General features: G+C 65.4%; 17 protein-coding genes and 1 pseudogene. 3 read left to right on the top strand and 15 right to left on the bottom strand.

Annotated features, from left to right (window positions below):
• Nucleotides 1-239: 239 nt before the first annotated feature.
• The 8 genes and pseudogenes from FUT88_RS16120 to FUT88_RS16085 all read right to left on the bottom strand — a co-directional run bounded on the left by FUT88_RS16120 (nt 240) and on the right by FUT88_RS16085 (nt 9,529).
• Nucleotides 240-1,055, bottom strand: coding sequence for a M55 family metallopeptidase (locus FUT88_RS16120; RefSeq protein ID WP_009238259.1), 816 nt, complete (start codon nt 1,053-1,055; stop codon nt 240-242).
• A gap of 9 nt (nt 1,056-1,064) precedes the next feature.
• Nucleotides 1,065-2,090, bottom strand: coding sequence for a P1 family peptidase (locus tag FUT88_RS16115; RefSeq protein WP_147216612.1), 1,026 nt, complete (start codon nt 2,088-2,090; stop codon nt 1,065-1,067).
• Between the two features lie 10 nt (nt 2,091-2,100).
• On the bottom strand, nt 2,101-3,000 hold the full coding sequence (gene gsiD, locus FUT88_RS16110; RefSeq protein ID WP_147216610.1) for a glutathione ABC transporter permease GsiD: 900 nt from the start codon (nt 2,998-3,000) through the stop codon (nt 2,101-2,103).
• 10 nt (nt 3,001-3,010) lie between these two features.
• Nucleotides 3,011-3,934: a glutathione ABC transporter permease GsiC gene (gene gsiC / locus FUT88_RS16105; protein ID WP_147216608.1), complete on the bottom strand. Its 924-nt coding sequence runs from the start codon at nt 3,932-3,934 to the stop codon at nt 3,011-3,013.
• A 76-nt stretch (nt 3,935-4,010) separates the two neighbouring features.
• On the bottom strand, nt 4,011-5,576 hold the full coding sequence (gene gsiB, locus FUT88_RS16100) for a glutathione ABC transporter substrate-binding protein GsiB (protein WP_147216606.1): 1,566 nt from the start codon (nt 5,574-5,576) through the stop codon (nt 4,011-4,013).
• Nucleotides 5,577-5,625: 49 nt separating this feature from the next.
• A pseudogene (locus FUT88_RS16095) lies at nt 5,626-7,472 on the bottom strand (dipeptide ABC transporter ATP-binding protein).
• A gap of 87 nt (nt 7,473-7,559) precedes the next feature.
• Nucleotides 7,560-8,522: an isoaspartyl peptidase/L-asparaginase family protein gene (locus FUT88_RS16090; RefSeq protein ID WP_147216604.1), complete on the bottom strand. Its 963-nt coding sequence runs from the start codon at nt 8,520-8,522 to the stop codon at nt 7,560-7,562.
• Nucleotides 8,523-8,539: 17 nt separating this feature from the next.
• On the bottom strand, nt 8,540-9,529 hold the full coding sequence (locus tag FUT88_RS16085) for a MurR/RpiR family transcriptional regulator (protein WP_102067103.1): 990 nt from the start codon (nt 9,527-9,529) through the stop codon (nt 8,540-8,542).
• Nucleotides 9,530-9,769: 240 nt separating this feature from the next.
• Between FUT88_RS16085 and FUT88_RS16080 the strand changes: the two genes are divergently transcribed.
• The gene (locus tag FUT88_RS16080) at nt 9,770-11,707 is read left to right on the top strand and encodes an ATP-binding cassette domain-containing protein (RefSeq protein WP_186829321.1); all 1,938 of its coding nucleotides are present in this window, start codon (nt 9,770-9,772) and stop codon (nt 11,705-11,707) included.
• A 31-nt stretch (nt 11,708-11,738) separates the two neighbouring features.
• Nucleotides 11,739-12,845, top strand: coding sequence for a CaiB/BaiF CoA transferase family protein (locus tag FUT88_RS16075; RefSeq protein WP_147216602.1), 1,107 nt, complete (start codon nt 11,739-11,741; stop codon nt 12,843-12,845).
• Here the strand turns inward: FUT88_RS16075 and FUT88_RS16070 are convergent.
• The 4 genes from FUT88_RS16070 to alr all read right to left on the bottom strand — a co-directional run bounded on the left by FUT88_RS16070 (nt 12,828) and on the right by alr (nt 16,525).
• Complete coding sequence (locus FUT88_RS16070) at nt 12,828-13,355, bottom strand: DUF523 domain-containing protein (RefSeq protein ID WP_147216600.1); 528 nt, start codon at nt 13,353-13,355, stop codon at nt 12,828-12,830. The two genes, FUT88_RS16075 and FUT88_RS16070, sit on opposite strands and share 18 nt — an antisense overlap.
• Before the next feature lie 16 nt (nt 13,356-13,371).
• Complete coding sequence (locus tag FUT88_RS16065) at nt 13,372-13,851, bottom strand: disulfide bond formation protein B (protein ID WP_147216598.1); 480 nt, start codon at nt 13,849-13,851, stop codon at nt 13,372-13,374.
• Nucleotides 13,852-13,961: 110 nt separating this feature from the next.
• On the bottom strand, nt 13,962-15,332 hold the full coding sequence (radA, locus tag FUT88_RS16060) for a DNA repair protein RadA (protein WP_009238271.1): 1,371 nt from the start codon (nt 15,330-15,332) through the stop codon (nt 13,962-13,964).
• A gap of 68 nt (nt 15,333-15,400) precedes the next feature.
• On the bottom strand, nt 15,401-16,525 hold the full coding sequence (gene alr / locus FUT88_RS16055; RefSeq protein ID WP_147216596.1) for an alanine racemase: 1,125 nt from the start codon (nt 16,523-16,525) through the stop codon (nt 15,401-15,403).
• Between the two features lie 645 nt (nt 16,526-17,170).
• Between alr and lplT the strand changes: the two genes are divergently transcribed.
• Nucleotides 17,171-18,487, top strand: coding sequence for a lysophospholipid transporter LplT (lplT, locus tag FUT88_RS16050; protein ID WP_147216594.1), 1,317 nt, complete (start codon nt 17,171-17,173; stop codon nt 18,485-18,487).
• A 26-nt stretch (nt 18,488-18,513) separates the two neighbouring features.
• Here the strand turns inward: lplT and FUT88_RS16045 are convergent, their stop codons facing one another.
• Genes FUT88_RS16045 through tsaB form a run of 3 tightly spaced genes read right to left on the bottom strand, consistent with a single transcriptional unit; the run spans nt 18,514 to nt 20,572 of the window.
• A complete protein-coding gene (locus FUT88_RS16045) occupies nt 18,514-19,314 on the bottom strand; it encodes a uracil-DNA glycosylase family protein (RefSeq protein WP_147216592.1) in 801 nt (266 codons plus the stop codon).
• Nucleotides 19,311-19,838 carry a ribosomal protein S18-alanine N-acetyltransferase gene (gene rimI, locus FUT88_RS16040; protein ID WP_147216590.1) on the bottom strand — a complete coding sequence of 176 codons (528 nt, stop codon included), beginning with the start codon at nt 19,836-19,838 and terminating at the stop codon, nt 19,311-19,313. Before rimI ends, FUT88_RS16045 begins: the two co-directional genes overlap by 4 nt.
• Nucleotides 19,835-20,572, bottom strand: a complete 738-nt coding sequence (gene tsaB, locus FUT88_RS16035; RefSeq protein WP_147216588.1) for a tRNA (adenosine(37)-N6)-threonylcarbamoyltransferase complex dimerization subunit type 1 TsaB — start codon at nt 20,570-20,572, stop codon at nt 19,835-19,837. Before tsaB ends, rimI begins: the two co-directional genes overlap by 4 nt.
• Nucleotides 20,573-20,630 lie beyond the last annotated feature (58 nt).

Here is a 20,630-nt window from a genome sequence, read left to right as displayed (position 1 = left end):
CTACTTTTCTTTGTCTTGCCAAAGAAATGGTAGGCAAAGAAAGGCGCGCCCGAGATGGCCGAAATGATTCCTTGAATTTATGTAACCGGGCGGAGACGGGGAAAACTCGCTGCGCTCGGACAGTTCCCCGTCTTTTTTCCGCCCGCTTATAGAAATTCAAGGCGCCATCAAGGGCAGGAACGTCAACGGCCAAACCGTCTCAGCGCGAGCGTTGGCGCTGTGATGTGCTGAGCTGCTGCTTAACGCAGCATCGCCGACATGGCGGAGAGGCTGTTGAGCATACGCACAGCATGTTCTACGGAGTCGGCGGCGAAGCGCAGCATCGTGCCGTCGACGCGCTCCAGGGCGGGCCATTGGCAGAACAGGTCGGCCAATGCGGGTGTTTGCGTTTGCAGGCGGCAGACGATCGGTGCCTGGAGGCGCAGCGGCATGCTGAAATGGCCGCGCCGTACCGTGGCTTTCACCGCTGCGTAGATGGCTTCGCACGACTGCTCGGGCGAGAGCGATGTGCCGGCGTTCTGGCCTTCGGCCTGCTTGGTCTCGACAAACGTGGTGTGCGGCAGCAGCGGCTTGGTTTCCTTGATGAACACGTCGTCGCCGCTGGCCACGGCCACCGGCACACCGCGCTCGCCGGCCAGGGCGCCGTAGAGGCCGGCTTCGCCCAGTTCCTGTTCGTTGAACCACACGCGCGCAAACGCGAAGCTGTTGATGGTGTGTGCCAGCACGCCGCGGCTGCCGGCGCGCGCGTGGTAGCCGATCATGCACACGGCATCGCAGCCGTCCACGCCGGCCATCATGCTCAGGTAGCGCGGCTTGCCGAGGACGAAGCGTGCGCGGCGGTCGATGGAATCGGGGATGAGGTTGCGGAAACCTCCGTGCGAATCGTTGACGAGCACGTCCGTGGCGCCGCCATCGAAGGCGCCGCGGACGGCGGCGTCGGCTTCGGCGGTCATCCAGCGGCGGGCGCGTTCGTATTCGCCGTTGCCGGCGCGCGTCTGCTCGGGGTGGAACACGTTGGCCACGCCTTCGATGTCGGCGGAAATCAGGATTCGCATGGAGTCAGGTCAGATCAATTCGGTCAGTGCGCGGCGCGTGTTGCCGTCGCGGCCGGTGACAGCCGTTGCGTGGAACAGCGCGTGCACGATGGCTTGTTCGACGCTGTCGGCGGCGGCCTGGAACAGCGGGTCGAGGTGCGATTCGTGGGTCATGGCGACGGCCGGCATGGCGCGTGTGCCTTCGTGCGGCACGGTGTAGGCAGTAGAGAACGCGAGCGCGATGTCGCCGCTGCCATGGCCGAAGACGGAGCCGGTGCGCGCCAGCCCGGCGCCAGCGCGCAAGGCAAGGCGGCGCAACTGGCGTGCATCGAGCGGCGCATCAGTGGCGAGCAGCATGATGATCGAGCCCTTTTCCGGCGCCGGCGTGCCAGCGGCCAGCGCTTTTGCCAGCTCCGCACCGACGTTGCGCCCTGCAAGCGTCAGGTTTTCCGTCACGCCAAAGTTGGACAGCACCAGCGCACCCACCGTGCGCTGCGTGCCGTCGGCAAGCGTCACCACGCGCGACGCAGAACCGATGCCGCCCTTCACGCCAAACGACGACATCCCGCGCCCTGCCCCGACCGCGCCTTGCTCAAACGCTTGGGCTGCCGCAGCGTAGGCCGCGTCGTAGTGCACGTCCTGCACGGCAAACGCCTGCAGGTCGTTCAGGTAGCCGTCATTGCATTCAAAGGCGAGCGGATTGACGGTCGACCATGCGCGGCCGATCTGCGGGTTGGCGGCAACCGCCTGGCGGATCTGCGCTTGCGCCACGGCGCCCACGGCAAACGTGTTGGTCAGCGCAATCGGCGTTTCCAGCACGCCCAGTTCGTCTACCTGCACGAGGCCGATGCTCTTGCCGAAGCCGTTGAGCACGACGCTGGCGGCCGGCACCTTGTCGAGGAACGGGTCCCCGGCGTGCGGGCATACCACGGTCACGCCGGTCTGGATGTCGCCGCCGGCAATCGTGGCGTGGCCGACGGTGACGCCGGCCACGTCGGTGATGCTGTTGCGTGTGCCGGCCGACAGTGCGCCGATGTGCGGAAGGCTCAGAGACATACCGGCAAACTCAGCGGCGGTCGATCTTCGGGTCCAGCGCGTCGCGCAGGCCGTCGCCCAGCAGGTTGAACGCCAGCACGGTCAGGAAGATGGCCAGGCTCGGGAAGATCGCTACGTGCGGCGCCGTCACCATGTCGGCGCGCGCCTCGTTGAGCATCGCGCCCCATTCCGGCGTGGGCGGCTGTGCGCCCAGGCCCAGGAACGAGAGGCTGGCAGCGGTGATGATCGAGGTGCCGATCCGCATCGAGAAGTACACGACGATGGACGAAATCGTGCCCGGCAGGATGTGCCGCATGATGATCGTCCAGTCCGATGCGCCGATGCTGCGTGCGGCTTCTACATACGTCAGGTGCTTGAGCATGAGCGTATTGCCGCGCACCAGCCGCGCAAACGCCGGAATGCTGAACACCGCCACGGCAAAGATCACGTTGATCATGCCGTTGCCCAGGATGGCCACGATGCCGATGGCCAGCAGGATGCCGGGGAAGGCAAACAGCACGTCGGAGATGCGCATGACGATGCGGTCCCACCAGCCTTCGTAGTAGCCGGCCAGCAGGCCGAGCATGGTGCCCACGATGGCGCCGATGATGACCGAAACGAAGCCCGCTTCCAGCGAGATGCGCGTACCCATCAGGATGCGGCTGAAGATGTCGCGGCCCAGCGAGTCGACGCCAAACCAATGCTGCGCCGACGGCCCCGCGTTGAGCGCGTCGTAGTCGAAATAGTTTTCCGGGTCGAACGGCACGATGTGCGGCGCGAGGATGGCGATCAACACCAGCGCGATCACGAACACACCTGCGCCCATCGCCAGATGCTGCTTATGGAACTTGCGCCAGAACTCCGTCCACGGGGTGCGGACGGGTTCGGTGGCGGCTTGCGGTGCGACCGCCTGGCTTGCGGCTTGGGTCATGGCGGCCTCCTTACTTCTTGTAGCGGATGGTGGGGTTGATGACGGTGTACAGCATGTCCACCACGAGGTTGATCAGGATGAACTCCAGCGAGAACAGCAGCACCTCGGCCTGGATGACCGGGTAGTCGCGCATCTCGACTGCATCTACCAGCAGGCGCCCGAGACCCGGCCAGTTGAACACCTTCTCCACGACGATCGAGCCGCCCAGCAGGAAGCCGAATTGCAGGCCCATCATCGTCACCACCGGGATCATCGCGTTGCGCAGGCAATGCTTGATGACCACCACCGTCTCGCGCACGCCCTTGGCACGGGCGGTGCGCACGAAATCTTCCTGCAGCACTTCCACGAACGATGCACGCGTGAAACGCGCCATCACCGCGGCCACGGCCGCGCCCAGCGTAAGCGATGGCAGGACGTAGTGCTTCCAGGTATCCGCGCCGATGGACGGCAGCCAGCCGAGCTGCACCGAGAACACCTCCATCAGCAGCATGCCCAGCGCAAACGCCGGAAACGAAATGCCCGACACGGCGAGCGTCATGCCCAGACGGTCGGGCCACTTGTTGCGCCACACGGCGGATGTGATGCCGATCACCATGCCGAAGATCACCGCCCACACCATGCTGGCAATCGTCAGGTTGAGCGTGGGCCAGAAGCGCTCGCCAATCTCTTCGCTCACCGGCCGCTTGGTGCGGATCGAGTTGCCGAACTCGCCGCGCAGCGCGTTACCGAAAAAGCGCACGAACTGCTCGTGCATCGGCTTGTCGAGCCCCAGATCGGCGCGGACCAGCTCGACGGTGGCCGGGTCGGCTTCGGGGCCGGCAGCCAGTCGCGCCGGGTCGCCCGGCAACAGGTGCACGAACAGGAACACCAGCACTGCCACGATCAGCAGTGTCGGGATCACGCCCAGCACACGTTTAATGAAGTAGTTCAGCATGGCAAATCCACCGCAGGCGGCAATTCAAATGCAAGGGCCCGCGCAACGGCTGCGCGGGCCGGTACGGCAATGAGACTTATTGCTTGATGTCGATGTCGTCGAAGCTGAACGAACCGTCCGGTGCCACGTACGCACCCGACAGGCGCTTCGAGCGCGCGTAGACGATCTTCTCCGTCACCAGGAAGGCCCACGGTGCGTCTTCCCAGATGCGCTTCTGCGCGTCGGTGTAGAGCTTCGACTTCTCTGCGCGATCGGTCGTGCGCAGCGCGCCGGCGATGTCGGCATCGACCTGCTCGTTCTTGTAGTACGCCGTGTTGAACGACTTGGGCGGCATGGCTTCCGATGCCAGCAGCGGACGCAGCGCCCAATCCGATTCACCCGTCGACGACGACCAGCCTGCGTAGTACATGCGCACGCCGGCGTCTTCGGGCTTCGGCACGCTTTCGACGCGCTCGACGCGCTGGCCGGCTTCCAGCGCCAGCACCGAGGCCTTGATGCCGACCTGCGCCAGTTGCTGCTGCACGAACTGGATGATCTTCTGCGCCGTCGTGTGGTTGTAGGCGGACCACAGTTGCGTCTCGAAGCCGTTCGGGTAGCCCGCTTCCTTCAGCAGCTCTTTCGCCTTGGCCGGGTTGTACGGCCACGGGCCCAGCTTGACGGCGTAGTCCACGCCCGGCGGCACCACACCTTCAGACGGCACGGCGTAGCCCGCAAACGCCACCTTGGTCAGCGCATCCTTGTTGATGGCGTAGTTGATTGCCTGACGCACCTTCGGGTTGTCGAACGGCTTCACGTTGGTGTTGAAGCTGACATAGCGCTGGATGATCGACGGCGCGGCAATCAGGTCAACCTTCGGGCTGCTCTTGAGCACCGCTGCCTGTTCAAACGGAATCGTGAATGCAAAGTCGGCTTCGCCCGTCTGCATGACGGTGGCGCGCGTGTTGTTGTCGACCACCGGCTTCCAGGTGATGGTGTCGATCTTCGGCAGGCCATGCTTCCAGTAGCCGTCGAATTTCTTGCCCTTCAGGTAGTCGGTCTGCTTCCATTCGACAAACTCGAACGGGCCGGTGCCGACCGGGTGGAAGGCGATGTCCTTGCCGTACTTCTTGAGTGCCGTGGGCGAAATCATGGCCGCCGACGGGTGCGCCAGCACGTTGATGAACGGCGAGAACGGCTCCTTGAGCGTCACGCGCGCGGTGTACGGATCCACCACTTCGGTCTTCGCCACGCGGTTGAACAGCACGAAACGTTTGAGCTTGTTGGCCGGGTCCGTCACGCGGTCCAGGTTGGCCTTGACGGCGGTGGCGTCAAAGGTGGTGCCGTCGTGGAACTTCACGCCCTTGCGCAGCTTGAACGTGTAGACCAGGCCGTCCTTGCTGACGTCGTAGCTGTCGCACAGCACGTTGACCAGCTTCATGTCCTTGTCGAAGCCGAACAGGCCTTGATAGAACGATTTGGCGGCGCTGAACGACAGCGTGTCGTTGGCGTCGTACGGGTCCATCGTGGTGAAGGTCGAGTAGACCGCCATCACGGCATCCTTGGCGGCAAAGGCCGGCATGGTGAATGCCGCCAAGGCCAGGCCGCTGGCAACCATGGCTGCGCGCGGGCTGAATGCGACTCGGTGGGCAAAGCGATTGAACATTTCCTTCCTCCTCATCAAAGATGACGTCTCACTGCGTTCTGTATTGCGATTAATACGCGCCGCCAATCGAATGGCGGGCAACAAAGTGGTCTGGCGCCACTTGCACCAACGGCTGCACCACCGGCAGGTCGCCAACGGCACGGATCGGGCTGGGAATTTCGTGCGTGGAAAGTTCACGCTTCAGGTGACGGCGCGCCGGGTCCGCAATCGGCACGGCCGACATCAGCTTCTTCGTGTACGGGTGCTGGGGGTTTTCGAAGATGGCGCGGCGCGGGCCGATCTCGACGATCTGGCCGAGGTACATCACCGCCACGCGATGGCTGATGCGCTCCACCACCGCCATGTCATGCGAGATGAACAGGAACGCAACGCCAAACTCCTTCTGCAGATCGAGCATCAGGTTGACGATCTGCGCCTGGATCGACACGTCCAGCGCGGACACCGACTCATCGGCAATCACCACCTTCGGGTTCAATGCCAGCGCACGCGCAATGCAGATGCGCTGGCGCTGCCCGCCCGAGAACTCGTGCGGATAGCGCGACGCATGCGCGGCCTGCAGGCTACCTTGTCGAGCAGCCATTCCACGCGTTGCTGCGCCTCTTTGCCGGAGGCCACCTTGTGCACCAGCAGCGGCTCCATGATGGAGTAGCCGACCGGCACGCGCGGGTCCAGCGAGGCGAATGGGTCCTGGAAGATGAACTGGATGTTTCGGCGAAGCGTCTGGAGCGCGGGCCCCTTCAACTCGCCGATGTTCTGGCCGGCAAATTCGATGCTGCCGCTCTGGCACTCCACCAGACGCAAGAGCGACCGTCCCGTCGTCGACTTGCCGCAGCCCGATTCGCCGACCAGCGCCAGCGTCTCACCAGGGTAGAGATCAAAACTGACCTGCTCCACCGCATGCACCCGGCGCGTGACCCGGCCGAAGATGCCCGTGGGCACGTCAAAGCGCGTGACGAGATCACGCACACGCAAAATGGGTTGCACATCGTGCGACGCCGCCGGTTGCGGTGTCGTGTCGACCGCTGCGGCCGTGCCATCCACACGCAACAGCGGAAAGCGCGCCGGGCCATCGGTGCCCTGCATCGAGCCGAGGCGCGGCACCGCCGACAGCAGCGCACGCGTATACGGATGCGCAGGCTGTGCGAAGACCGTGGCCGACGGGCCCTCTTCCACGCGGTCGCCCTTGTACATCACGAGCACGCGGTCGGCCACTTCCGCCACCACGCCCATGTCGTGCGTGATGAACACCACCGCCATGTGCAGCTCCTGCTGCAGCGCGCGGATCAGTTGCAGGATTTCGGCCTGGATGGTGACGTCCAGCGCGGTGGTCGGCTCATCCGCAATCAGCAGCGACGGTTTGCATGACAGCGCCATCGCGATCATCACGCGCTGGCGCATGCCGCCCGACAGCTGGTGCGGATAGCGCCCCAGCACATTGCGCGCTTCCGGAATGCGCACCAGCTCCAGCATGCGCAGCGCCTCGGCCTTGGCTTCACTGGCGGGCTTGCCCTGGTGCAGGCGGATCGATTCGGCAATCTGCTCACCCACGGTGAAGACCGGGTTGAGCGAGGTCATCGGCTCCTGGAAGATCATCGCGATATCGGCGCCGCGCACGCCGCGCATGGCCGCCGGGCTGGCGCTGGCCAGGTCCAGCACCTCGCCGTTGCGGCGGCGCAGATGCATCTGCCCGCCGATGATCTTGCCGCCGCCGTGCTCCACCAGCCGCATCAGCGCCAGCGACGTCACCGACTTGCCGGAACCCGATTCGCCCACCACGGCCAGCGTCTCGCCGCGGTCGACGTGGAACGACAGGTTGCGCACCGCGTCGACCACGCGTTCGGACGTGGCAAAGCGCACGCTCAGGTCTTGCACCTGCACGACGCGCTGATCGGGCATGGCAATGACGCTGCTGGCACTGGGCTGTTTGGTTGCTGTCACGACAAATCTCCTGCTGTCCTGCTCGCTTCTCTGCTGGGCTGCTGCTTACCGGTAGATCGACACGACGGGCGCTTCGGCCCCGCGTGCGAACCCGCGGTACATCCCTTCGGTGTTGAACGGCAAGGCGACGTTGCCCTGTGCGTCCACGGCAATCAGCCCGCCGCGGCCATTGATGGCCATTAGCTTGCGCATCACCACGTCGTCGGTGGCATCGGCCAGTGACTTGCCGGCGTATTCCATCTGCGCGGCCACGTCATAGGCGGCCACCGCGCGGATGAACATCTCGCCCGTGCCCGTGCACGACACCGCAGCCACGTTGTTCGCAAAGCAGCCCGCGCCGACGATGGGCGTGTCGCCCACGCGGCCAACCTTCTTGTTGGTGACGCCGCCCGTGGAGGTGGCCGCCGCGAGGCGCCCTTGCGCGTCGCATGCCACGGCGCCCACGGTGCCGAACTTGTTGTCCGGGTCGATGGGCGCGGCTTCCTTGGCCACGAGCGACGCGGCATCGTGATCGAGCAGCGCCATGCCGTCTTGCTGGCGAGCACGCTGCCATTGGGCGTAGCGCGCTTCGGTGTAGTAGTAGTCGGGCTCGACAAACTCCAGGCCCTGCGCTTGGGCGAACGCCTCGGCGCCTTCGGAGGTGAACAAGACGTGTTCGCTGCGCTCCATCACCGCGCGGGCCGCAAGGATCGGGTTGCGCAGGCGCTTGACGCAGGTGACTGCGCCGGCCGCCAGCGTGGCGCCGTCCATGATCGACGCATCGAGTTCGTACGTGCCGGCGCTGGTGAGCACCGCCCCCTTGCCGGCGTTGAACAGCGGACACTCCTCGAGCAAGCGCACGGCTTCGGTCACGGCATCCAGCGCGCTGCCGCCGTCCATGAGAATGCGTTGCCCGGCGGCCAGGATGTCGTTCAGGGCCTGCTGGTAGGCGGCTTCCTTGTCGGCACTCATGGCCGTGCGGGTGATGGTGCCGGCGCCGCCATGAATGGCGAGGATGGGCGTAGTCATGCGTGGCTCGATGTAAATCAGTTTTCAGCGGTGCGTTTGCGGCCGCGTCGGGTGGTCGTCGATGTGCCGGGAGCGTTCGCGGCGTCGTTGGCGCGCGGCGCCGGGGCGGTATGCAGCCACGGCAGCACAAATTCAGTCAGGCGCTCGGCCGATTCCAGCGAATGCGCCGAGCGATGCGCCACCGCGCCGCACAGCGCTTCGAACAGCGCCACGGCAGCCGTGTCGGACGTGGCGGAAAACTGCCGCTCCGGCCGCGCATACAACGCAATGTCGGCCAGCGGCGCGAGCGGCGATGTGGGGCTGTCGGTCAGCGCCAGCAGCTGGCAGCCTTGCTTGCCGGCCTGCTTGGCCAGCGTGATGGTGTCCGCCGCATAGCGCGGGAATGCGATGGCGATCAGCAGATCCTTCGGCCCGATCTTGCGCAGCTGGCGCGCCGCATCCGATGCGCCGCCCGGCTGCGAAACGGAGATCACCGTGTCGCAGTAAAGATCGAGCCCATGGCGCAGCAGGCCCGCCAGATAGCCGCTGGCGCCAAAGCCCATCACGTAGATGCGCTGTGCGCCGAGGATGGCGTCGACCGCGCGTTCGCACGCAGCGGCGTCGAGCATGCGGCGCGTGGCGTCGAGGTTGGCGATGTCTTCGTTGAGCGAGGCCGCGAAGATCTCCGCGCTGGTGGCCGGGCGCGCCAGCTCGTGGCGCAGTTTTTCCACCGGCGCGAGCGTCGCCTCGAAGCCGCGCAGCAGCCCCGCGCGGAACTGCGGATAGCCGTCAAAGCCCAGCGCCAGCGCAAAACGGTTGGCCGTGGCAATCGACATGTCGACCGCGGCGGCAAACTCGTCGATGCGCATGGTGGCCGCGCGGAACGGGTTCGCCAGCACGTATTCCGCCATGCGCTGGTGCGCCGGCGTGAGCGTGGCAAGGGCCGCTCCAATGCGCTCGGAGACCGTCGCATCGGCGGCAAATGCGCCTTTCGACACATCCGTGCGCTTGCTGGTGGATTTCGCCATGTTCCTGGGCCGTGAAAATTTTGTGTAAATGTATTTTCACGAATCGGCCGTGTAAAGAAAAAAACTTTCATGAAGACCTATGGTTTTCCCTAGGTCCAATGCCGCCGCACAGATTGCGGGCGGGCGCTGCTTCGGCACGGTGCAATGCACCAGTCCAAACGCCTCCGGCGCGCCAGGATCGTGCGACGCAGCACGCTACAATCGCAGCCTTCTCCGATTTGCCTTCAAGCGCAGTTTTTCGTGATCCGATTCGACGACCTCGTCCTCCAGCGCGGCACCAAGGTGCTGTTCGACCACGCCACCGCCACCCTCAACCCCGGTGAACGGGTCGGCCTTGTCGGCGTGAACGGCAGCGGCAAATCCACGCTGTTTTCGATGCTGCGCGGCGAATTGCACGCCGACGGCGGCGAAGTCGCCATCCCGCCCACCTGGCAGGTCGCGCACGTGGCGCAGGAAACGCCGGCAGTCGACCGCAGCGCGCTCGACTACACGCTCGACGGCGATACCCGCCTGCGCGACATCGAACGCCGCCTCGCCGCGGCCGAAGCGGCGCACGACGGCCACGCACAGGCCGAAGCCCACACCGCCTTTGCCGATGCCGACGGCTACACCGCACCGGCGCGCGCGCAGGCGCTGCTGCTCGGTCTCGGTTTCACGATGGCGCAGACGTCGCAGCCGGTGGCGAGCTTCTCCGGTGGCTGGCGCATGCGCCTGAATCTGGCGCAGGCGCTGATGTGCCCGTCCGACCTGCTGCTGCTCGATGAGCCGACCAACCACCTGGATTTGGATGCGGTGGTCTGGCTGGAAGACTGGCTGTCGCGCTACGCCGGCACGCTCGTCATGATTTCGCACGACCGCGAATTCCTCGACGGCGTCTGTAACGTCACGCTGCATATCGAGAACCAGAAGCTCAAACGCTACGGCGGCAACTACACCCAGTTCGAGACGCAGCGCCTGCAGCAGATGGCGCTGCAGGAAGCGTCGTACGCACGGCAGCAGAAGCAGATCGCGCATCTCGAATCGTTCATCACGCGCTTCAAGGCCAAGGCCAGCAAGGCCAAGCAGGCGCAGAGCCGCGTCAAGGCGCTGGAGCGCATGGAGCGCCTGGCGCCCGTGCATGCGGCGGCGGGCTTCTCATTCGAATTCCGCGAGCCCGATGCGGCGCCCAACCCGATGCTCACGTTTGAAGGCGTCGATTGCGGGTATCCCGGCCCGAGCGTTGATGAGCCCATCACCATCCTCAAACACCTGACGTTTTCGATCCAGACCGGCCAGCGCATCGGCCTGCTGGGTGCCAATGGCCAGGGCAAGTCGACGCTGGTGAAAACGCTGGCCGAGACGCTGGCGCCGCTGTCCGGCACGATCCGGCGCGGCAAGGGGCTGCAGATCGGCTACTTCGCCCAGCACCAGCTTGAAACGCTGGACGATCACGCTTCGCCGCTGCTGCATCTGGCGCGGCTGGCGCCCGACGTACGCGAGCAGGAGTTGCGCGACTTTCTCGGCAGCTTCAACTTCCGCGGCGACATGGCGACCTCGCCCATCGAGCCGTTCTCGGGCGGCGAGAAGGCGCGCCTGGCGCTCGCCCTGATCGTCTGGCAGCGCCCCAACCTGCTGCTGCTCGACGAGCCGACCAACCACCTGGATCTCGACACGCGCGAAGCGCTGACGATGGCGCTGGCCCAGTTCGACGGCACGCTGATCCTCGTCTCACACGACCGCCACTTGCTGCGTGCCACGACCGACCAGTTTTTGCTCGTTGGTCAGGGCACCGTCGCCCCGTTCGACGGCGATCTGGACGACTACCGCGACTGGCTGCTCAAGCAAGCCGCTGCCAAGCGCGCAGCCGCCAGCGCACAGGCGGCTCCGGCCGATGCCGATGGCGCGCCGGCCACCAACCGCCGCGATCAGAAGCGCGAAGAAGCAGCCGAACGTCAGCGCCTGAATGCGCTGCGCAAGCCGCTGCAGAAGAACGTCGACGCCATCGAAAAACGCATGGCGCCGCTGCAAAAGGAAAAGGCGGAACTCGAAGCCTTCCTCGCCGACGGCGCCGCGTATGAAGAGGCCAACAAGGCGCGCATGATGGAAAGCCTGCGCCGCCAGGCCGAGCTGAACGCCGAACTCGACGAACTCGAAGAGCGCTGGCTCGAGCTGCACGAACAACTCGAACAAATCAATTGAGGCTGGCGCGTCCGGCCAAGGAGACCTGTTGATGACATCGCCGTCGCCGGACACCGCCACGCACCAGCCTCTGACCGGCGTGCGCGTGCTCGACCTCACGCGCCTGCTGCCCGGCCCGGCCGCCACGCGCCACCTGGCCGACCTCGGCGCAGAAGTCATCAAGATCGAAGACCCCGGCCCCGGCGACTACGCGCGCGACATGATGCGCACCTCCGCTGACCGCGCGGCCGAACGTCCGAGCCTGTTCTTCCGCTCGCTCAATCGCGGCAAGACCGAAATGCGGCTCGACCTGAAACGCGCCGAAGACCGCGACGCGCTCATCGAACTCGTACGCCACGCCGATGTGCTGATCGAAAGCTTCCGCCCTGGCGTCATGGCGCGCCTCGGTGTCGGCTGGGACACCCTGCGCGCGGCCAACCCGGCGCTCGTCATGTGTTCCATCAGCGGCTACGGCCAGGACGGCCCGCTGGCGCAAGCGGCCGGCCACGACATCAACTACGTCGGCTATGCGGGTATACTCGATCAACTCGCCAGCGCGGATGGCACGCCCATCGTCCCGAACGTGCAGATCGGCGACCTGCTGGGCGGCGCCCTCACGGCGGTGGTCGGCATCCTGGCCGCGCTGGTCGACGCGCGCGCCACGGGCCGCGGCCGCTACGTCGATGTATCGATGACGGACTCGGTGTTCGCGCACAACCTGATGGCGTTCTTTGCCGTCGGCACGCGCGGCAAGGCCAGCCCTGCGGGCACCGATTTGCTCAATGGCGGCGTGCCGTGCTACGGCGTATATCGCACGGCGGACGATCGCTTCATGGCCGTCGGCGCGCTCGAATTGAAGTTCTGGCAGGCGATGTGCGAGGTCATCGAAAAACCCGAATGGAAAGCGCAGCACTGGGCGCTCGGCCAGCGCGTCGGCGGCGATGACGCACGCGCCATTCGCGATGAACTTGCTGCGCTCTTCCTGACCGCCACGCAAGCCGAATGGACCGCGCGTTTTGCCGATGCCGATTGCTGTGTCACGCCCGTGCTGCGCATGGAAGAAGCGTTGCAACATCCGCTCTTTGTCGAGCGCAACAGCGTGGTGAAGGAGAACGGCGAGCCCGTGCAGCTCGCCTTGCCGCTACGGTTTGCCGATTGACGAATCGGCGCGGTCCTGCGCGTCGAGCGCATCGAGCAGGCGCCCGGCTTCTTCCAGCTGGTGCTGGCTGAACACGCGGATGCCGTGTTGGCGCAGCAGCGCCGCCGTCACGCCCTCGCCTTCCTGCAACTGGCTGGAAAACGTCCCGTCGTAGAGAAATGCAGAACCGCAAGACGGGCTGCGCTCGGTGAGCACGGCGACTTGCACGCCGGCAGACTGCGCCGCCTCCAGGGCGCGTTGCGCGCCCCTTACAAACGCTTCCGTAACGTCATGGCCGTGGTGTTCGACAACACGGGCTGCGCCCCGCAACACCGCCGCGCCACCGCCCTCGCCGTGAATTTCCGCGGGCAGACGCGGGACGGGCAAACCGCCGGCCATCTCCGGGCACATCGGCACGATGCGCCCTTCCATCTGCCAGCGCGCCAGGATGCCGCCCTCGGTGGCGACTGTGCCGCCGTCATAGCGCACCGGCTGGCCCAGCAGGCAGGCACTCACCAGCACGCGTTGCATGATCAGCGGCCCCGGCTCAGCGGCGCTCGCGGCGGATCATCGCCACCACGAGCGTCAGCGACAGAATCACCAGCCAGATCAGCGACCACACCGGCACCGACAGGCCCAGCACCGGCGGCATCGGCCCGACGCACAGGCCATCGGCTTCGAACACCTGCGGCAGCCATTTGGCAGTGGGCAGCGCGTTGACCCAGTTCTCGATCGGGTCGATGCCGCACGTTGCCTTCGGGTTCAGCAGCAGCGACACGTGATACCCCGCAACGCACAGGCCGGCCAGGCCAGACAGCATGCCGAGCCCGTGCCACAGCAGCCGCGTGGCCGACGACAGCGCCGCCAGCAGCGAGAACACGCCGATGCCGAGGAACGCAAACCGCTGCAGGATGCACAGGGGGCATGGCTGCAGCCCCTCAACGTGCTGCAGGTACAGCGCATAGCCGACCAACCCGAAGGAGATCACGGCAATCAGCAGGAAAAAGGCGCGCGAGTTGGCTTGCATGGCGGCGTCAGTTCAGAGAAGTCATGGAGAAAAGTTGGCGGATTATCGCACCGCAACGGCACATGCATTTTCAAATGGCATCAACGATACCGTTGCGAAATGTTGAACGATCAAGCCTCCAGCGAGCGCACCCGGTCAATGGCTTGCTCAATGCGCTCGACGGCAATGACCTCCAGCCCGTCAATCGCCTGCTTGGGCGCGTTGGATTTCGGGATCACGGCAATCGAGAAGCCCAGCTTGGCGGCTTCCTTCAACCGCTCCTGGCCGCGCGGCGTCGGGCGGATTTCCCCGGCCAGGCCGATCTCGCCGAACACCACCAGCCCGCGCGGCAGCGCCTTGTTGCGCATCGACGAATGAATGGCCAGCAGCACCGCCAAGTCCGCCGCCGGTTCGGTAATCTTCACGCCGCCCACCGCGTTGAGAAACACATCCTGGTCAAAGCACGCAATGCCGGCGTGACGGTGCAGCACCGCCAGCAACATCGCCAGCCGGTTCTGCTCCAGGCCCACCGCCAAGCGGCGCGGATTCGGTACGTTGGCCGTATCCACCAGCGCCTGGATTTCGACCAGCAGCGGCCGCGTGCCTTCCTGCGTTACCAGCACGCACGAGCCCGGCACCACCTGCTCGTGCTGCGACAGGAACAGCGCCGACGGATTCGCCACGCCGCGCAGGCCGCGCTCCGTCATTGCGAACACACCCAACTCGTTAACGGCGCCAAAACGGTTCTTGAACGCACGCACGAGCCGGTAGGCGGAATGCGTATCGCCCTCGAAATACAGCACCGTATCGACAATGTGTTCGAGCACACGGGGGCCCGCCAGCGCGCCTTCCTTGGTCACATGGCCGACCAGGATGGTGGTCACATCCAGCCGCTTGGCAATGCGCGTCAGCTGCGCCGCGCACTCGCGCACCTGGGCCACGGAGCCCGGCGCCGAGGTCAGCGCCTCGGAATACAGCGTCTGGATCGAATCGATGACGACGACTTCCGGCTTTTCCGTCTCGATGGTCGCCTGGATGCGCTCAAGCTGGATTTCTGCCAGCAGCGCGAGGTTTGGGCTTTCGATGCCCAGGCGACGCGCACGCAGCGCGATCTGCGAGCCGGACTCTTCGCCGCTCACGTACAGCACCCGCCGGTCGGTCGACAGGTTGGACAGCGCCTGCAGCAACAGCGTCGATTTGCCGATCCCCGGATCACCGCCGATGAGCACCACACCGCCGCTGACCAGGCCGCCGCCCAGTACGCGGTCAAATTCGTCGATGCCGCTGGAGAAGCGCGGCACATCCACCGCGTCGATGTCCGACAGCTTGCGCACCGTCGCGCTGGATGCCAGCGACTGGAAGCGCGCGCCGGCGCCGGACGTCGGCTGCGCGACGGTTTCCACCAGCGTGTTCCACTGCTGGCAATTCGGGCACTGCCCCGCCCACTTCGGTGCCGTGCCGCCACATTCGGTGCACGTATAGACCGTCTTGCTCTTGGCCAAACAACCCCCTGCTTACGGCGCCGCGCATGGGCGGCCGCCGCTTGATCTTTGTATTGACGATGCTGCGCTCAGGCAGCCTTGCCCAGGTCGCCGGCCTCTGCCGTGCTGACCGGTTCAACCGACACCGGCACGCGCGGCGCCAATGCACACATCAGCTCATAGCCGACGGTGCCGGACGCCTGCGCGACGTCGTCGATGGGCAAACCTTCGCCCCACAGCGTGACCGGTGTGCCGACACGCGCTTCGGGCACGCCAGCCAGGTCGACGGTGATCATGTCCATCGACACGCGGCCCACGATATGCGTGCGCACGCCGTCGACCAGCACCGGCGTATGGTTGCCGTCCCAACCGGGCGCATGACGCGGGTAGCCGTCGGCATAACCGCACGCGACGATGCCGATGCGCATCGGGTGCTCCACAACAAAACGCGAGCCGTAACCGATCGTCGCGCCGGGCTGCAGATCCTGGATGGCGATCAGCTCGCTCTTGAGCGACATGGCCGGCATCAGGCCCGTGCCGTCGATGTCCGCCGCCACGCCCGTCGGCGATGCGCCGTACATGATCACGCCCGGGCGCACCCAGTCGCGATGCGCTTTCGGATGCCACAGCGTCGCCGCGGAGTTGGAGAGCGACGCTTCGCCCGGCAAACCTTGCGTGGCCTGTTCAAACGCGATGAGTTGATGCTCGATGCCGCGCGGGCCGTCGGCATCGGAAAAATGCGTCATGTGAACGATCGTGCCGACGCCCGAAATGGCACGGGCGCGCTCCCAGGCGGCGCGGTAGGCGGCAGGCGCGAAGCCGAGGCGGCTCATGCCCGTATTGATCTTGAGCTGCACGCTGATGGGCCCTTTCGGGCGTGCCAGTTCCAGCATGCGCAGTTGCTCTTCGCAGTGGACGGTGGTGGTCAGGCGGTACTGCTCGACGATGGCCAGATCTTCCGGCTTGAAGAAACCTTCCAGCAGAAGGATCGGCCCCTGCCAGCCGAGCTGGCGCAGGCGGACGGCCTCGTCCAGATCGAGCAGGCCGAAACCGTCGGTCTGGCGCAGGCCTTCATATACGCGTTCGATGCCGTGACCGTACGCGTTGGCTTTGACGACGGCCCACACGCGCGAGTTGGGCGCGTGGCGGCGGGCAACCTGGAGATTATTGGCAAGTGCTGGGCCGTGGATGACGGCCTGGATGGGTCTTGGCATGACGGCAAACCTGCAAAACGTGAATGCGATGGCGCGCTCGTGGCGCGGCGTCGGTGCTGCAATGCAACAGGCAAACAGGCTGTGAGCGGGCCGTGCGCCCGGGCTCACGCGATGAGCGTTCTATTTGACCACAGGACGCTAACTGGTTCGCGTCTGTCATCAGCGTGCCAAAAAAGAAAGTGCGCGGCCGTCACCGGAAGGGCACAGGTTTCGTGATATAAAGCCGTTCAATTTAGGCATGGGAAAACCGTCGTGATGCGCTGCGGGCATGGAGAAAGTTGGGCACCAGCCACTTCTTTTTGCGCTGTGGCGTCACATCCGGTTTGACCATGCAAACAGGCGAGATCAAAAACAAGCTGCGGGCGGAACGCATGGCCCGAACGCCTGTCAGTGAAGATTCCCGAGGTTGCCCGGCGATGCGTGTTTTGCAGCACCGCAAGGGCCCCGTCCAAGGGAACCACAATCAGGGGAGCCCTCGCGGGCGCTGGCTTCAATGCCGGCTCCGCGCACCTGTGCGCTGCGCGGCCGGTCAGCCGACGCACCGCTTGGCCGGCACCCCCGGGGGCGCTTCCGAGTGCCGGCACGCTGCCGGCAGGACGTGAAGACGAACATGGCACCGCGGTCTACGGGGACGAATTCGAAGGTATGAAGAAGGGCTTTTACACCATCATGGCGGCGCAGTTTTTTTCGTCGCTCGCCGACAATGCGCTGCTCATTGCCGCCATCGCCCTTCTGACAGAGATGCATGCGCCGCAGTGGATGACCCCGCTGCTCAAATTGTTCTTCGTGCTCTCTTACGTTCTACTTGCCGCCTTCGTCGGCGCGTTTGCCGATTCCCGGCCCAAGGGCAAGGTGATGCTCATCACCAATGCCATCAAGCTGGTGGGCTGCGGCGTGATGCTGACCGGGCTGCACCCGCTGCTCGCCTATGGCGTGGTCGGTTTTGGTGCAGCGGCCTATTCGCCCGCCAAGTACGGCATCCTCACCGAACTCCTTCCCCCTGAAAAACTTGTCGCCGCCAATGGTTGGATCGAAGGGCTGACCGTCGGCTCGATCATCCTGGGCACCGTGCTGGGCGGGGCGCTGATTTCCAATCATGTGTCGGCGTGGCTGCTGTCGTTCGACATTCCCGGGCTCGAGCGCATCGATACCCCCGCCGAAGCGGCCATGCTGGTGATCATGGTGATCTACCTGATCGCGGCGTTGTTCAACACGCGCATTCCCGATACCGGTGCACGGTATCCGCAGCAGGAAAAGAATCCGGTACGTCTCATTTCCGAGTTTGCCGACTGCTTCAACGCCCTGTGGCACGACAAGCTGGGCCAGATATCCCTGGCGGTGACGACGCTGTTCTGGGGCGCGGGCGCCACGCTGCAATTCATCGTGCTGAAGTGGGCGGAGCAATCGCTGGAGCTGAACCTGTCGCAGGGTGCCATTCTGCAAGCGGTGGTGGCAGTGGGCGTGGCGGCCGGCGCCATGGCTGCCGCCGTGAAGATTCCGCTGCGCCGCTCGCTCGACGTGCTGCCAGTGGGCGTGGCGATGGGCGCGGTGGTCATGCTGATGGCGTTCTACACCAAGCATACGATTCCCGAGATCACATTCCACATCGGCGCGATGAAGCTGCCGCTGTACATGATGATCGCCTACCTGTTCCTGATGCTGGTGGGCGCCATGTCGGGCTTTTTCGTGGTGCCGATGAACGCACTGCTGCAGCATCGCGGGCACGTGCTGCTCTCGGCCGGCCACTCGATTGCGGTGCAGAACTTCAACGAAAATGTCTCCGTGCTGCTGATGCTGTGCCTGTACGCACTGCTCATCAAGCTGAATGTGTCGGTGGGCGTGGTGATCGTGTCGTTCGGCGTCTTCGTCTGCCTGACGATGGCGCTGGTCATGCGTCGGCACCGCGTCAACGAGAAGCTGTTCCACACCGCCGCGCTCATCGGCGAAGACAAGCACCACTGACGCAGTGCCCGCCGCACAGCGGGCAGCTACTGCCCGCCGCGCTCCGCGTAGACCTTCCGCGCCAGGCAGAGATCTTCCCAGGCACGCGCCTTGTCCGTCAGCGTGCGCAGCAGATAGGCCGGGTGATAGGTCACCACCACCGGCACGCCTTCCACCTCGTGCACCTTGCCGCGCAGCTTGCCGACGGGCGTTTGCGTCTGCAGCAGGTTTTGCGCCGCAATGCGCCCCAGCACCACGATGATGCGCGGCTTGACCAGCGCAATCTGACGCTTGAGATACGGATCGCACATGGCCGATTCGTCCGGCTCCGGGTCGCGATTGCCCGGCGGGCGGCATTTGAGCACGTTGGCGATGAACACGCCCTTCTCGCGCGACAGGCCGATCGATCGCAGCATGCTGTCGAGCAGCTTGCCGGCCTGGCCGACGAACGGTTCGCCCTGCTTGTCCTCTTGCTCGCCAGGCGCCTCACCGATCAGCATCCATTCGGCCTGACGGTCGCCGACGCCGAAAACGGTGTTCGTGCGGCGCTCGCACAGCTTGCACGACGTGCAATTGGAAACGGCGGCTTCGAGCTGTGCCCAATCGAACGCGGCGATGCGCTGGGCGCGTGGGGCAGCCGTGTCGGATGGCACCTCCGCCTCCATGACAGGCGGCTCAACTCGCACCGGTTCGGACTCAGCTACAACAAACGAATCAGCTTCCACCTCCACGGCAACCGGCTCGGCGACAGGGGCCTTGACGGCCTCCACCTCGGCCGGCTCAGCCCCGCGCAAGGTCCATTCGGTCGAAACGCCCAGCGCTTCGAGCATTCGGGATCGACGATTCATGCGGCCTCCACCCCGCTCGCCTCGCACACCATGCGCATGACGAGCGCATCTTCGCGCGTGTTGTTTTCGGCCGGGTAATAGCGCTTGCGCCGGCCGATTTCGGCAAACCCGATACGGTGATACAGCGCAATCGCGCCGGTATTGGATGGGCGTACTTCCAGCAGCAGGCTGCCGAAGCCATGCACCAATGTGAGCGCCGTGGCCAGACGCATGAGCCAACGGCCGAGGCCTTGTCGTTGCCACGCCGGTGCCACCGTCACGTTGAGCAAGTGCATCTCGTCCACCACGGGCATGAGGATCAGGTAGCCCGCGACCTCGTTGCCGCCGTCACGCAAGACAATGCCGAGGTGGCCGGACTTGAGCGAATCCTCAAAATTGCCGCGCGACCAGGGAAATTTGAACGCCGCCAGCTCCACCGCCGCAACGCCCTCCAGATCGCGAGCCGTCATGCGCTCTGCGCGCCAGCCCGCAGGCAGCGGCGCCTGCGTGATGACGCGGGCCAGTGCGTTGTCGATCAGGCTCATGGCTGGGCACCTGCGGCAGCCTTGGCCTGCTGCACCGCTTGTCGCTCTTCAATGGTGAGCGCGACCTTGTCACGGACATAGAGCGGCGCCGCATCTTCAGGCCGCACCGTATGGCCGGCCGCCAGGAGGCGCAGACCGACGGTGATGATTTCCCGAGCGTGCGGCGCGACCTCGGGCAACACAACGGCGGCCCCTGCAGCGATGCTCAACTGATCGCCGAACACCGCGGCGGCATTGCCCGCCAGCCAATACGGCTGCGACGGCGCGACAACGTTTTGGGGGCCGCTGACCTGGATGGCGGAAAGCGCATGCCAACCGGATGCGTCCTGCGCCGCATCGGCGGGAATGAAGCTGGCCCAGTAGCACTCGTCCATACGCGCATCGAGCGCAATGGTCACAGCCGTGCCGGCGGGCAACGTTGCGCGCGTCAGCTCGGCGCAGGCAACAAGCGAGTTGACCGGCACGACCGGCAGATCCGCACCAAACGCCAAACCCTGCGCCACGCCGCACGCTGTGCGCAGCCCGGTGAACGAACCCGGCCCGGCGCCAAAAGCAATCGCAGCGCAATCGGCCAGGGCGATGCCCGCCTCGGCCAGCAATTCGGAAGCCGCCGGCAGCACGCGGCTACTGGAGCGCGGGCCGGTATGTTCATGGCGGAACAGCGTGCGCGTGCCGTCACCAAGGGCGACGGAACAGAACTCGGTGGAGGTATCGAAAGCAAGAATCCAGGGCATGGCGGCATTGTACCGGCTGGTGTGGCGCCTGAATGCGCAAACCCGTGGCTGCGCCTCG

This window comes from Ralstonia sp. TCR112, assembly GCF_007997035.1.
Classification (GTDB): Bacteria; Pseudomonadota; Gammaproteobacteria; order Burkholderiales; family Burkholderiaceae; genus Ralstonia; species Ralstonia edaphi.
Note: the sequence above shows the minus strand (reverse complement) of the source record. Positions and strands in the feature narration are given on the sequence as shown.